This window comes from Aeoliella mucimassa (genome assembly GCF_007748035.1).
Classification (GTDB): domain Bacteria; phylum Planctomycetota; class Planctomycetia; order Pirellulales; family Lacipirellulaceae; genus Aeoliella; species Aeoliella mucimassa.
The window spans coordinates 2,148,921-2,162,480 of the sequence record NZ_CP036278.1 but is presented as its reverse complement, the minus strand read 5'-3'; the positions used below and the strand labels follow the sequence as shown (position 1 = coordinate 2,162,480).

14 protein-coding genes are annotated in these 13,560 nt (G+C 56.5%); 7 read left to right on the top strand and 7 right to left on the bottom strand.

The genetic code is table 11. The annotated features are described in order from the left end of the window. The first annotated feature begins 59 nt into the window (after positions 1-59). The gene (locus Pan181_RS08710) at positions 60-695 is read left to right on the top strand and encodes a recombinase family protein (protein ID WP_197529062.1); all 636 of its coding nucleotides are present in this window, start codon (positions 60-62) and stop codon (positions 693-695) included. A gap of 390 nt (positions 696-1,085) precedes the next feature. Beyond that, positions 1,086-2,027, top strand: a complete 942-nt coding sequence (locus Pan181_RS08705) for an IS5 family transposase (RefSeq protein WP_145244898.1) — start codon at positions 1,086-1,088, stop codon at positions 2,025-2,027. Here the strand turns inward: Pan181_RS08705 and Pan181_RS08700 are convergent, their stop codons facing one another. The 7 genes from Pan181_RS08700 to hisD all read right to left on the bottom strand — a co-directional run bounded on the left by Pan181_RS08700 (position 2,028) and on the right by hisD (position 7,315). Then, positions 2,028-2,630: an Hpt domain-containing protein gene (locus Pan181_RS08700; RefSeq protein WP_197529061.1), complete on the bottom strand. Its 603-nt coding sequence runs from the start codon at positions 2,628-2,630 to the stop codon at positions 2,028-2,030. Between the two features lie 12 nt (positions 2,631-2,642). After that, complete coding sequence (locus Pan181_RS08695) at positions 2,643-3,008, bottom strand: response regulator (protein ID WP_145246454.1); 366 nt, start codon at positions 3,006-3,008, stop codon at positions 2,643-2,645. A 46-nt stretch (positions 3,009-3,054) separates the two neighbouring features. Then, the gene (locus tag Pan181_RS08690) at positions 3,055-3,297 is read right to left on the bottom strand and encodes a hypothetical protein (protein WP_197529060.1); all 243 of its coding nucleotides are present in this window, start codon (positions 3,295-3,297) and stop codon (positions 3,055-3,057) included. Positions 3,298-3,928: 631 nt separating this feature from the next. Further along, positions 3,929-4,294 carry a response regulator gene (locus Pan181_RS08685; RefSeq protein WP_231943790.1) on the bottom strand — a complete coding sequence of 122 codons (366 nt, stop codon included), beginning with the start codon at positions 4,292-4,294 and terminating at the stop codon, positions 3,929-3,931. Positions 4,295-4,296: 2 nt separating this feature from the next. Then, positions 4,297-4,821, bottom strand: coding sequence for a chemotaxis protein CheX (locus tag Pan181_RS08680; RefSeq protein ID WP_145246451.1), 525 nt, complete (start codon positions 4,819-4,821; stop codon positions 4,297-4,299). 212 nt (positions 4,822-5,033) lie between these two features. Continuing rightward, entirely contained in the window at positions 5,034-5,840 is an 807-nt protein-coding gene (locus Pan181_RS08675) for a hypothetical protein (protein ID WP_145246450.1), read from the bottom strand. Positions 5,841-5,953: 113 nt separating this feature from the next. Continuing rightward, a complete protein-coding gene (gene hisD / locus Pan181_RS08670; RefSeq protein ID WP_145246449.1) occupies positions 5,954-7,315 on the bottom strand; it encodes a histidinol dehydrogenase in 1,362 nt (453 codons plus the stop codon). A gap of 166 nt (positions 7,316-7,481) precedes the next feature. Between hisD and Pan181_RS08665 the strand changes: the two genes are divergently transcribed. The 5 genes from Pan181_RS08665 to Pan181_RS08645 all read left to right on the top strand — a co-directional run bounded on the left by Pan181_RS08665 (position 7,482) and on the right by Pan181_RS08645 (position 13,559). Next, a complete protein-coding gene (locus Pan181_RS08665) occupies positions 7,482-8,528 on the top strand; it encodes a threonine aldolase family protein (protein ID WP_145246448.1) in 1,047 nt (348 codons plus the stop codon). A 3-nt stretch (positions 8,529-8,531) separates the two neighbouring features. After that, entirely contained in the window at positions 8,532-9,857 is a 1,326-nt protein-coding gene (locus tag Pan181_RS08660) for a hypothetical protein (protein ID WP_197529059.1), read from the top strand. A gap of 240 nt (positions 9,858-10,097) precedes the next feature. Continuing rightward, a complete protein-coding gene (locus Pan181_RS08655; protein ID WP_145246446.1) occupies positions 10,098-11,024 on the top strand; it encodes a sugar phosphate isomerase/epimerase family protein in 927 nt (308 codons plus the stop codon). A gap of 51 nt (positions 11,025-11,075) precedes the next feature. Then, a complete protein-coding gene (locus Pan181_RS08650) occupies positions 11,076-12,401 on the top strand; it encodes a Gfo/Idh/MocA family protein (protein ID WP_145246445.1) in 1,326 nt (441 codons plus the stop codon). Between the two features lie 9 nt (positions 12,402-12,410). Beyond that, positions 12,411-13,559: a formylglycine-generating enzyme family protein gene (locus tag Pan181_RS08645; RefSeq protein WP_145246444.1), complete on the top strand. Its 1,149-nt coding sequence runs from the start codon at positions 12,411-12,413 to the stop codon at positions 13,557-13,559. Position 13,560: the final 1 nt, after the last annotated feature.

Here is a 13,560-nt window from a genome sequence, read left to right as displayed (position 1 = left end):
GCCCTCCACGGTCGGCCAACCTTGGAGGGCGGTTAACGATCTTAACTAGGATGATCGTCATGCATTTAAGTTTACCTAAATGCGACAACAATTCAAAGCCGTTTCCCTCCAACCTTCACGATGTTGAATCTTACACCGGGTGGCTCGACACCTCTGGAATCATCGGCTATCTACGTACTTCGCCGAACCAAGACGGCGAGAGCCGAAAGGGTGAGTACCAAAAGTATGCTGTTGAGTTGTTCGCCCGGGATAGACAGCTACCCGTTGCCGCCTTTTACTCCGGAATCGGTGAATCCGGGCAACGAATCGGTTCTAGGAGCACCCCTCAATTAATGGCAGCAATAGAACATGCCGAAAAAGAGGGATTCCCGATTGTTGCATTTGACTACCAGCGTTTTAGTCGGCACCCTCATAAGTTGAGTAGATTCCCCGGTGTGGACTTCATTTCCCTCAACCCGCTGACCACTCCCGCGAAGGACCTACCAGGCATTCGCAAGCGTGCTGCCAACACTCACAACCCAAGCCGCAAGGGGGGACGCCCTAGGAACATGGAAGCTCCCAAACAACTACCTTACATCTTGTCGCAGCTTGGTAAGCCATGGAGTAGTATCGCCCGAGAACTAGGCGATAATTGGAGCGATAAGAAAGTAAAGAGAATCCTAGAACGATATTTTGAGTGGCACCCCCTCGAATAAACGGCTCGACAAAACACCGTATACAGGTTGGGCCGCCTTCGAGGCCCGTGTGTTACCTTCCACAGTACTATTACCCCTACTTAACTTCATGCTTACTACTTACCAGTGTCGCCCGCCCCTGGAACTCCACTTGATTGGAGTTCTTAGCCCAGCATGCAGGGAATAAAGAGCTAATTATTCCGTGTAAGGAAGTATTAAAAATAGATTTGTGCGTCCACCCGAATGGGGGGCTTTGCAGGCTGGGCGACTAGTGTGAAAACGTGACACTCGGGAAACTCCAATCAATTGGAGTTTCTACACATTAAAACGGCCTTGTTGAACAATTAGTCACAAACCTCCGTAAAAACTAACGTGGAATGGAACCACGTACCTTTTTTACGGAGATCGAACATGGCTACGAAAGAAAAACGAACCTACAAAGTCACGAACTGGAAGGAGTATAACAAGTCGCTCATCGAGCGTGGAAACATCACTATTTGGTTTAGCGACGAGGCGTTGGAGAACTGGGAACATCCTAACGACCAGACAAAAGTCGGTCGCCCTTTTGTCTTCAGCGATACGGCGATCGAGTGCTTGCTGACGATTCGCGAACTGCTGAAACTTCCCTATCGGCAGACTGAGGGATTCGGCCGCTCGCTGGTGGCGATGTTGGGCGTCGAGGCAGCGATTCCCAATTATTCTTCGCTCGCCAAGCGAGCCAGCAAGCTGAATGTTTCGCTCGATATCGCTAACAAGAGGGGCGACATCGATATCGTGGTGGATAGCACCGGCATGAAAGTGTTTGGCGAGGGCGAATGGAAGATGCGGACGCATGGCAAGTCGAAGCGGCGGACATGGCGGAAGCTGCATTTGTCGGTGAATCCTGACACCCGCGAGATTGTGGCGGAGATTTTGACCGAGAACAGTTGCCACGATGCCGATGCGGTTCCCGAAATGCTGGAGCAGGTGGAGCAGCCCGTAAAAAAGTTTCACGGCGACGGTAGTTACGACAAGTGGAAGGTTTATGAAGGGCTGGAATCCGAAGGCATTGAGCCGGTGATTCCGCCGCAGCACAACGCCAAGATCAAACAACATGGCAACTCTGCGGAGGAGCCTTTGCCCCGGGACGAGGCAATTCGTCAGATTCGACGCAAGGGGCGTAGGAGTTGGAAAGAGGAAGTGGGCTATCATCGTAGAAGCTTGGCGGAAACGACCATGTACCGAGTGAAACAAAGCTTTGGGAGCCATCTCAAAAACCGAGTATTCGAAAACCAACAAACGGAAGCCCGCTTGCGCTGTAAAATCATCAATCAATTCACCCAACTCGGGCTTCCACAGTTCGAGTGGAGTTAGTCAACAAGGCCAGTTGGAATTGTCGAGTTCGACTTTCAAATCTCCCAACTGGCTAAGTTCGCGCCAAATGAGAGTTGGATCAAGACCGTTCTGAAAGGCGCCCGGCCCTGGCACGAAGGTGATACTCCAGTCCTGCTTTGTGTTTACCGGCACCTCAGCTGCGGCGACAACCACAGGAGCTTCAACAGGCACAATCGCTTCCTGAGCTGCTTCTTGCACAAAGCTGAGAATGTTCGTGATTTCTTCGATCTCGCGAGTGGTGTCGGCCTCTAACGATTCCTCGCTCTGCGCAGCCTCGACGAGCGCCCGCAAGCAGTCTACCGACCGAAACAGAGCATCTGCAGAGTTTGCATCGTTTTCGCACTCACCTGCTCGCAATCGATCGAGGTGGTTTTCCAACGAGTGAGAGAAGTTTGCGACCGCTTCAAGTCCAAATGTGGCCGCACCACCTTTGATGGAGTGCACTCCACGGAATACTTGATCCAGCAAACTACTATCGTTGGGATCTCCCTCGAGTCCAAGCAATCCGGCTTCGACATCGGCCAGATGCTCAATCGACTCTTCAAAGAAGATATTGCGGTAATTCTTGACATTCGTGGACACGGCGCGCACTCCTTAGGCAACAATCCGAGTGACTACATTGATCAATTGAGCGGGATTGAATGGCTTGACCATCCAGCCTGTCGCACCGGCCAGCCTGCCCCGATTTTTCATATTGCTTGTCGATTCCGTGGTGAGAATCAAAATCGGGATGTACTGCATTCCGGGAAGGCTGCGTAATCGCTTGACCAACGTCAAACCATCCATCAAAGGCATGTTGACGTCGGTGATCACGAAATCCACGCTCTTCTCAGCAACAGTGTCCAGCGCCTCTTGGCCATTGGCACACTGCAGTACGTTGTAGCCAGCTTCCTCAAGGGTATCGCTGACCATGGTCCGCAGCGATCGAGAGTCGTCGACAACTAGGGCGGTCTTACTCATAGCTTCTTCGCAGGTTCAGTCTATGGAATAAAAATGGAATGCTGATTTACGACGTGAGGGCACCTGTTGCATCACACACGCCTGAACGCTCAAGATGCTCTTGCAACTCTGGAGACACATTGATCAAGTCAAAACAGTCCGACCCACCAGGCCACGACTGATTTGCTACCAGCAACAGTTGGCACACAGCTCCGTCGAGGTGCGTCGCATGCTGGCAATCAATGCTCAGCTTCACCTCTTCATTGGCGAGTGTTTGAAGTGCTTCTTGCAAATCTTCAACCACGGGCACGCAGACGTCGCCCTTCAACAAAACACGACTGGGTCGCTTTCGATTTCGCCGAATGGTGAATGATGCAGACATGATCTTTCGCAACCTACAGGTAAAACAGCTACGCCAAACTTTGGCACAAGACGCTTTCGATTGACTGCAGGTCAACCTGGACCTTCAGCCTAGATCTGGAGGAACGCCAACACTTATCTGCCAGATCTTCGTTACTAGACACTAGGTCACAGGCAACAGTTTTCTGCACCTGTCTCATTTATTTCACCTAATTGCGGTAGACACGCGCAAAAGCGCAGCTATGGGATCTGCAATACCGAATCCACACGAGAGACATGTCTTTTCGCAAGGCGATTAACACACATGCAGCTTTTAAAAACAGGCTGTTATGATCACCCTGCGCGCCAGGACAGTCCTGCAATGGCCTTCGAGAACTGATTAGCTGACAGTGAAAAACACACCGCGGAGAAATGCAGAGAGATAGCACTCATCTATCAAAGACAGACGAGAAGCCCACCGAAACTGGGGCTCTACCATGATGCGAAAGAAAGTGTCGAGAACCCATTCGCTTCGACACGGGCATCTAGATTGTGCGAATGGGTCTTCGCGATCCTTCGCGCGACCCATTTGCGATTGCAACTTAAACCAGGCTGGGAAGCAGCTTCTCAACCTTCTCTTTGAGCGTAGCCGCCTCGAACGGTTTCAGAATATAATCCGATACACCAGCTTTCACGGCTTCGAGCACGTACTTCTGCTGGCCTTCGGTAGTGATCACGATCACCGGCACCTTGGAATCCGACTCGCGGATCGCCTTTAGTACTTCCAGACCGTTCTTGAAGGGCATGTTCCAGTCGGTAAGTACGATATCGAAGACATCGCTACGGAATGCATCAATGGCTTGGGTGCCGTCTTCCGCTTCCACGATACCATCGACTCCCATACCCTCTAGCGTCCGGCGAATCACCGTCCGCATCATTTTAGCATCGTCGGCAATTAGTGCTCTCATACTCACGCTCCCACGGTGGATAAACTGCCCTCTTTGGATACTTTATCCTTAGAGGAAGACTCAATCTCAGATGAACCCTTGATACTGGCATCCACACACAGTGGACCCCAATCGGTTTGGAACGGGATAGAAATAGTGGCTACTCCCGTTGGGTAGCTAATCACATGGTTCTTGCCGGTCACGACCGACGGCAAGCCAATACGCATTTCCAAGCTTTCCAATCGATTGTTCGCACCACCTGCGATCATATTGGTTATTTCGCAGACTACGTCGATCACGTCGGCATCGATGGCGCCGGTCGCGCTGCCCATGAAGTGCTCGGTAGCCTTTATCGCGACTTCGCGATCAAGACTTGCTACGACGAGTCCTCGGGCATTCCCTTCCATGGACATCAAACCACTTACTTCGTAACCTGGCTGACGATCTTTTTTCAAAAACGGCGTACCACGGGTAATGCCGCACTGCAGCATTGTTTCAAACGTCGAAACGGTGGCAACCACAAACGGGTTTATCCATTCGGCTTGCATGAGAGTCCTCACGAACCAACAGCAGATACAGTGGATCGAGGACTACATGAACCCCGACTTTCACAAAGATAGTTCACAAATCACGGGCAGCCGAGTCGCGAAAAACGGCTAGACAAGAACCCTTTAATTCACTTGCAAATGCAAGGAACGTAGCGGTAATACCGGCTGCACGGTGAAAGACTGTCGCCCGTTCGGCTGCAGTTTGCCGCGATTCAAGCGGCTTTCCGCGTCACGTTTTCGTCCGAGTTGCCACTGACTAGATCGGCGATTACCGCGTTGGCCTTCGACACGCGACCATGTAGCTGCCAGCCGACAAAGCCGCCAGCGACGAGCGAGGCTAAGAACAACCGAGGCTCGTAGGTAATCAAATATCCCAGTAGCTGATTCACCGCACTGCCGATCCAGCCGAGCACCCCGGGACCCTCCCCAAACAGGCGAACGGGCGGAATCGGTTGCGGCTGGCGGGCGAGGTCGGGCTTGGCGAACCAGCGAATCGCTCCCATCTGCTGCCATGACGATGGCTGCACGTCGGCCTGCAGAGCTGCGTCGCCGGCCAGGTCGAATGCCATCCCCTGCCCTTGATTCAACGATGGCAAACCAACCGGCTTTGCTGGCGACTGTTGCCGGGAGCTTGAATCCTCATCCGTCTTCACAGCGAGTACCGCGACGCTGCGGCTGGACTGTTCATGGCAAGCATTCCCCACCGCTGCGGCTCCAAGCACGATGGCGGCCACAGCCAGGTACGACTGAATGCCGTCCAGCGTTAGCCAGCGACTCCGCACGGCGAATACCACGCCGGCCGATGCCAAGGCGAGCGGCAACGTGCGCCATACGACTCCGGCCACCACCTGCTCATCGCCACCGCCGAGTAGGGCCGCGGCCATCGCGACCAGCATGCCCCAAACCACGGTGCAGGCCCCGCGAACGCCGTACAGCAGGACTAACACCACCAGCAACACGACCACGCTGGCAGGGAGGCGAACATGCTGGCGGAGGAACTTTGTAAACCGATGGAACATGCGATACTCCGCCCTCGAGTCGTGAACCGTATTACGAGGACGGCATGCTAGCGGATATCCACAATCCGGGTAATATCGAATCTCCTGTGATCAGCTCGATGCAGCAGATAGAGCTACTTCACGCGTCGTGAAACGCTAGCTGCGTGGGCGGTTAGGCCTTCTTTCTCGGCCATCAGTAACACGTCGGACGAAACTTGGTTCAGATTCTCCGCGGTAAACGAGATCACGCTGTTTGTCCGCAGAAAGTCGTTGCTCGACAGTCCGCTGGCGAACCGGGCGGTTGCTCCGGTGGGCAACACATGCGACGGGCCGGCCGCGTAGTCGCCGACCGCCACGGGCGAGTAAGGTCCTAGGAACACCGCTCCGGCGGCTCGAATCTGATCGAGCAACTGCTCGGGCTGCTGACACGTGATGTGCAAATGCTCGGTCGCTAGTTGATCGGCCAGCGCGGCCGCTTCTTCGCGATCGCTCACCAGGATCAACGCGCCGAACTCCTCGAGCGCCTGGCGCGTGAGATCGCTGCGGCTCAGCTCGGCCAGTTGTTGCTCGAGTTGTGCTTCCACCTGGTCGATCAGCGGAGCGTGCCAGGTAATCAGCACACTGCTGCCCGGCGAGTGCTCGGCCTGGGCGAGCAGGTCGGCCGCGGTGTATTCGGCGTTGGTCGTCTCGTCGGCGATCACGATCACTTCGCTCGGGCCAGCGATCGAATCGATATCGACGTCGCCGAACACGTACTTCTTCGCCAGCGCGACAAACAAGTTGCCAGGCCCAACGATCTTGTCGACTGGACGCATCAGCTCGGCGTTCGCGTCGGAACCTAGCCCGTAAGCCATGGCCGCTACGGCTTGGGCTCCACCGAGTCGATAGACTTCGCGGATGCCAAGCTCGTGACAGGTTGCGAGCAGGTCGTTGTTGTAACTTCCGAATGGTGTCGGGGGGGCGACCACCACCAGCTCTTTTACGCCGGCCGCTTGCGCTGGCACCGCAGTCATCAACACCGTAGAGGGATAGGCTGCTGCCCCGCCCGGCACGCACAGCCCCGCCCGCTCGATCGGCAAGTAGCGTTGCCGCAGCCAACCGCCGGCGTCGAGCGGTACCGTGGTGTCGCTATGCAGGATGGCCGACTGGAACCGCAGCACGTTCTCGCGAATCCGTCGGATGGTCGCCAGGAACTCGCTGTCGGCTGCCTGGTGTGCGGCGGCCAAGTCTTCCTGCGGTACCCGAATCGTCTCGGCGGTGAGTTCCGCACCGTCGAGCTTGGCTGTGTATTCCAATACCGCGTCGAGTCCCCGCTCGCGGACGTCCTGGCAAATTCGCTTCACCACCTCAACCGGCGTCAGCGGCTCGCCAAAGACCTCCATCGTTTTTCGGCGGCCCGCCTCGCTAACCACGTCGCCACTGGCGGGGGCCAGCTTCTGTCGTAGCGATTCAATTTGCCCAGCGGCTTCGGGCTTGGTAGTGTCGATGCGTAACATAGCGAAAGGTTCAGGGCTGGGGGCCGATGCGGCGGCAGTGGCACCGGTTTGGGTGCCGCCTTGCCTCGCAGGCCCATGGCAAATGACAATGATTGGAGCAAACACCATAATACACGTTTGCCTCCCTGAGCCCCCAGCCCCCCACTTTCGAGCCGGACGACCGTCGATGATTGATCTTCGCAGCGATACTGTAACGAAACCGACTCCCGCCATGCGCGAAGCCATGGCTCAGGCCGAGGTGGGCGACGACGTGATGGTGGAAGACCCCACGGTCAACGCCCTCGAGCAGCAAGTCGCCGAGTTGCTCGGCAAACCGGCCGCGCTGTTCGTCCCCTCCGGCACCATGGGCAACCAGTTGGGAGTGCGGGTGCACTGCCGGCCGGGGGACGAATTCCTCTGCGAAGCTCAATGTCATATCTATCACTACGAACAAGGAGCCTACGCCCAATTGTTTGGCGTCGCCACTCAACCGGTGGTGACCCCGAGCGGACTCCCTACCATCGAGCAGCTGGCACCGCGCGTGCGAGGTAGCGACCTGCACCATCCGCGAACCAAGTTGCTCTGCCTGGAGAATACGCATAATCGTCATGGTGGGGTGGTGCTCGACTATCAGGGAGTTGCCGAAGTTTGCCAGTGGGCGGCCGAGGCGGGACTCGCTCGACACCTCGACGGAGCCCGGCTCTGGAACGCGGTGGTCGCTTCCGGGCGGTCGGCGGCCGAGTGGGCGCGGCACTTCGATACCGTGAGCGTCTGCTTCTCGAAGGGACTCGGCGCCCCGGTCGGCTCGGCGCTGGTGGGCCCCACCGAACTCATTGCCGAAGCCCGTCGCACTCGCAAAGCCCTCGGCGGCGGCATGCGACAATGCGGCATCCTGGCCGCCGCAGCGATGCACGCCCTCGAACACCACCTTCCTCGTCTGGCTGAGGACCACGATAAAGCCGACGTGCTACGCACCGCGATCGACACCGCCCCGCACCTGGAAATCGAACGCCCCGGCCCGCAGCTAACCAACCTGCTGTTCTTCCAAGTGAAACCAAGTTGGGGCACCGCAGCCGAGTTCGTCGCCCGCGCCCGAGAGCAAGGCGTCGCGATGTTCGACCTCGATCCCCATCGCGTCCGCGCCGTGGTGCATCGCGACGTATCGATGGAACAAGTACAAGAAGCCGGCGCAATCTTGCAACAGATCGCCGAGCAAGGCCCCCTGAACGGTTGATCGATGCCCAGTTGGTGGATATTCCGACTACCAAAATTCTCGCTCGGCCAATTGCTTTGGATCACCGTGGCCGTGGCCGCTGGGCTCGCGGTTGGTCGCCCGCTCAATGCGAGTGACGAAGTATCGCTCCGCTGGTTTCCTGCTTGCGAGGCAACGGGAGCCTTGTTGATGGTCTTTGCGATGGTGGGGCACCTGCGCTCGCTCGTGCGAATAGAGCAACCCACTTCGCGCCCGCTTAACTTTGCTCGTTGGAATCGATTCGTTGCTTGTTTATGCATGACGTTCGGCATCTGTATTCTGCTAATTCTTAGCATCCTGTTTGAGCGAGCAATTTTGGAAAAACCAAGAGGCGAAGAGTCCCTTATGGTTTGGACTCCTCTTTGGCCGGATACCTTGTGGATCTTCTGCTCGCTCGCTTCGGTTCGGCTATTCCTTTGTCCTCCGAATCGCGACCGTCGCGCGGGACGACTCAGTAGGACCATCAATCTCTTAACCATTGGCACCGGCCTTATCTTTGGTGGCTTTGTGCTGGTGAATCGTTCGAATCTCACCATGCTGGTCCATGTGGCGATCAACCATATCGAGAGCTACGAACCCCTGTGGTTGCAACGCGAAGGGGCCTTCCCTCATCACCAACTCGAAGGCTATTTTTCGTTCTGGGCCGCCACCATCGCAGCAATGGTGGTCGTTGCGACTGCTTTGATCCTGGTGCGAGAGAGTCGCCGGATCGATCCATCGAAGCAATCGACAGCGCGGTGGCTGTTTGTCGCTGGACTCTTGGCACTGGCTGGCTTCGATCTGTGGTTTCATTATTGCGAGTTCCCTCGCATCAATCCCGACATGGCGTCGGTCGGCACGGCACGATTGGCCTCGGATACGCTCGCCGGCATCCTGATGCTGGTCGGCTTGGTTTGGTGGCTGGCGACTTCTAGTGCCGCACAAATCTCGTCGCCCGAGCAACTCGATGTTCCTAAAGACGCGAGAAGTCTGCTGCTTCTGCTGGGCTCCGGCTTTGTGGCAGTTGCCAGCTTGCGGGCGTTTGTAGATGTGGCACTCCGGTACGAACCCGCTTCCCTGGCCGAAGTGCTGGAGATGTATAGCGATATGCTTATGCTCTCCGAGTTTTCGACCGCGCTCTTGGTCACCATCTCCGCCCTCGCGCTGGGGTGGCAAATCTTGCGCCATCCCGAAAAGCCACTTCTCGTGCGGCCGATCGATCCGCGGAGGTTTACTTATTACTTCTGCGCTTGGGGGGCGCTGGTTATCGTCGGCATCCCGGTGCTCAAGGCGTTTTCGATGTGTTTCTGGCTGGGGCCGCTGGTGCTTTGAATGGCCGAAAAAACAGAAATTCAGTTCGTTTTTTCGTTTCTCGTGTAAGGGAATGCCCAAAGCGCTCAAATAACAATAAATGGCCGCAATGTTTGCTTTTTGCGCGACACCGAGAGAGAATAACGCCCTCTTGGGTATTCCCACCTGTTTTTGCTGACAACAATGAGCTTGGGCTGCACTTAGTAGGTAAACCTCGCTGCCAACTGAGATTACGTTTCGCGCCCCTGTGGAATTAGACCAATGACGACCCTCCCCCGCCCGTCCGGGCAACTGACCGAACATGGGCATGATCGACGCCAATTCATGCTTGCCGCTGGTACCCTTGCTGCAGGACTGGCGATTCCAGGCCTGGCAACCGCCCAATCGCCTGCTACGACGCCGGCGAATCGCGGGCGCATTTTTAAGTCGGTAAAATGGGGCATGATCGGTGCCGGCAGCACGGTGCTCGAGAAGTTTGAGATCTGCAAAGAACTCGGCTTCGACGGCATGGAACTCACCACGCCTGGTCTGCACGACGCCAAGGAAGTACGCTCGGCATCGGAAGCGACCGAGATGCCAGTCCATGGGACCGTTGGCCAAAAACACTGGCAAGTGCGGCTTTCCGATCCCGATCCGGCGGTTCGCGAACAGGCTCGCGAAGACTTGATCGTCGGCTTGAAGGAAACCCAATCGTATGGCGGCAACACCATCTTGCTGGTTCCCGGCGCGGTGCGTGGGGATCAAGAGACCCACGACGACGTTTGGAATCGCTCGATCGAGCAGATTCTCTTGGTACTTCCGACCGCCAGCAAGCTCGGCGTGCGGGTACTGATCGAAAACGTCTGGAATGGATTTTGTGAGACTCCCGAACAACTGCGGGATTATTTGGACGAGATTAATAGTCCCTGGGTGGGTGCTTATTTCGATATTGGCAATGTACGCAAGTTCAGCCCAAGTGAAAATTGGGTACGAGTTCTGGGAAATCGCATCGTAAAACTCGACGTGAAGGACTGGGGCAAGCAAAATGGATTCTGCAAGATTGGCGATGGCGATGTAAACTGGCCCGCTGTGTGTGAAGCTTTGGAAGAGATTGGCTACACCGGATGGTGCACAGCCGAAGTAGGCGGCGGCGGTCGGGAACGACTGGCCGAAATTGCGGAACGTATGAACAAAGTGCTGATGCTGTAAAGCAGCCCTCAACACTTTCCTCCACTTACGATCAAAGGAGTACGAAATACTATGTCGGACAGTTCCTCCAACCCATCGCCCAATAGCCGTCGAGACTTTCTGAAACACTCTGCCATCGCCGGTTCGGCCCTGGCAGCCATGACCGTACCACAGTACGCCCACGCAGCTGGCACCGACGAAACGTTGCGTGTCGGTTTGATCGGCTGCGGTGGTCGTGGTCGCGGTGCCGCGATCGATGCCTTGATGGCTGACAAGAACGCCCGCCTGGTCGCCCTTGGCGATGCATTCATGGATCGTGCTGAAGGCGCCCTGACGGACTTCACCGCGAACGCTGAAGTAAGCGATCGCGTCGACGTGACCAAAGAGACCATGTACGACGGTTTCGATAACTTCAAGAAGGTGATCGACTCGGTCGACGTGGTAGTGCTGGCCACGCCGCCTCACTTCCGCCCCGAGCATCTTCGCTACGCGGTCGAAGCTGGCAAGCATTGCTTTGTCGAAAAGCCAGTAGCGGTCGATGCCCCTGGCGTGAAGCACGTGCAGGAATCGTGCAAGATTGCTGCGGAAAAAGGCCTGTCGATTGTCTCGGGTCTCTGCTGGCGTTACGACCACGCGGTGCGTGCGACCATGCAGCAGATTCTCGAAGAGAAGGCCATCGGCGACATCGTGGCCATCGAATCGAAGTACAACGCTGGCACCCTGTGGCACCGGGGCGACAATCCCGAGTGGAGCCGCATGGAATACCAGGTTCGTAACTGGTTGTACTACACCTGGCTGTCTGGCGATCACATCGCCGAGCAAGCGATTCACAGCCTCGACAAGTGCGCCTGGATGCTTGGCGACGAAGCCCCGATCAGTGCCATGGGCATCGGTGGTCGTCAACAACGGACCGATCCGAAGTGGGGTCACATCTTCGACCACTTCACCGTGTTCTTTGAGTTCCCCAATGGCAAGCACGTGTACTTCACTTGCCGCCAGCAGGACAACACCGACACGTTCGTCGACGAGCGCGTGCTCGGCACCAACGGCCAGGCCGAAGTGCTGAAGAACGTGGTTTACGACAACAACGGCAAGCGCACCTGGCGTTACCGCGGCGATCGTCCCAGCATGTATCGCGTGGAGCACCAAGAGTTCTTCAAGAGCATCCGCGACGGCAAGCCAATCGCCAATGGCGATTACATGTGCAATAGCACGATGCTGGCCATCATGGGCCGCATGGCTTGCTATACTGGTAAGACCCTGACTTGGGAAGACTGCATCAACGACACGAACCGCCTGGGCCCCACGACCTACGATTGGGTCGATCTGCCTGAGCCTCCTGTGGCCATCCCCGGGCGGACTCAATTGGGTGATCTGGCAAGCGTTTATCAAGGATAGTACGAGAGCATGCTTCGAGTAATAACAACGTTTCCGATAGCGATCGCTCTGCTGGCAGCCGTGGGCATTTGCCCGCAGCTGCACGCCGAAACTCCTGGTCTTATGGCCGAGCCCCCTGCAGAGGGGCGCTCGGTCAAGACCGACCAGGGGTACATGGTCGAATATACCGATACCATCCCCGGCACCGATGTCACCTTTGCCATGGTGCCGGTGCCCGGTGGTGAGTACGAATTCAAGCAGGGCGACAAAACCCTTCATGTCCAGATCGAACCTTTCTGGATGAGTAAAACCGAGGTCACTTGGGCCGAGTACAAGAAGTTCATGAACCTGGCGATTGTGTTTGCCAAGTTCGACGACCAAAAGCTTCGCCAAGTGACGGATGAAAACAAATTGGATGCGGTTACCGCTCCTTCCAAGCTGTACGACCCTGGCTTCACCTACGACACCGGCGACGAACCGAATCAGCCGGCCGTGTCGATGACCCAGTTCGCTGCGAAGCAGTACACCAAATGGCTGAGCTTGCTTGGCCAGAACTTCTATCGCTTGCCGTCGGAAGCCGAATGGGAATACGCCTGCCGTGCTGGCAGCACCACCCTCTACAGCTTCGGCGACGATGAAGACGAACTGGAAGAGTACGCCTGGTACGACGACATGAACGACATGCAGACCGGGCCAGTCGGCAAGAAGAAGCCCAACGCCTGGGGCCTGCACGACATGCATGGCAACGCCGGCGAGTGGGTGCTCGACTCGGCGAATCCCCCCGCCGACGGACCAGCCGACGGCAGCAAAGCAACTGTTGATCAAGCGGTTTCGTGGCCCACCGAAGTATTCCCCCGCGTGGTAAAAGGTGGCTCGTGGGACAGCATGGCCGATGAATGCACGGTAACCAGCCGCGCCGAATCGAGCCAAGACTGGAAGTCGTTCGACCCGAACGTTCCTTCAAGCTCCTGGTGGTTTGCCTCGTACGAAGGCCAACTGGTAGGCTTTCGTCTTGTTCGTCCTCTGCAAGCCCCCGAAAGAAGCAACCGCGAAAAGTATTGGCAGGCGGATCTGCCGGTGATACTTGATCACGCCAATCGCCGCATCGACGAAGAAGGAAAGGGCGAACGCGGCATCGTCGACCCTGAATTACCCCAAGCCATTGAGAAAATCCAATAAA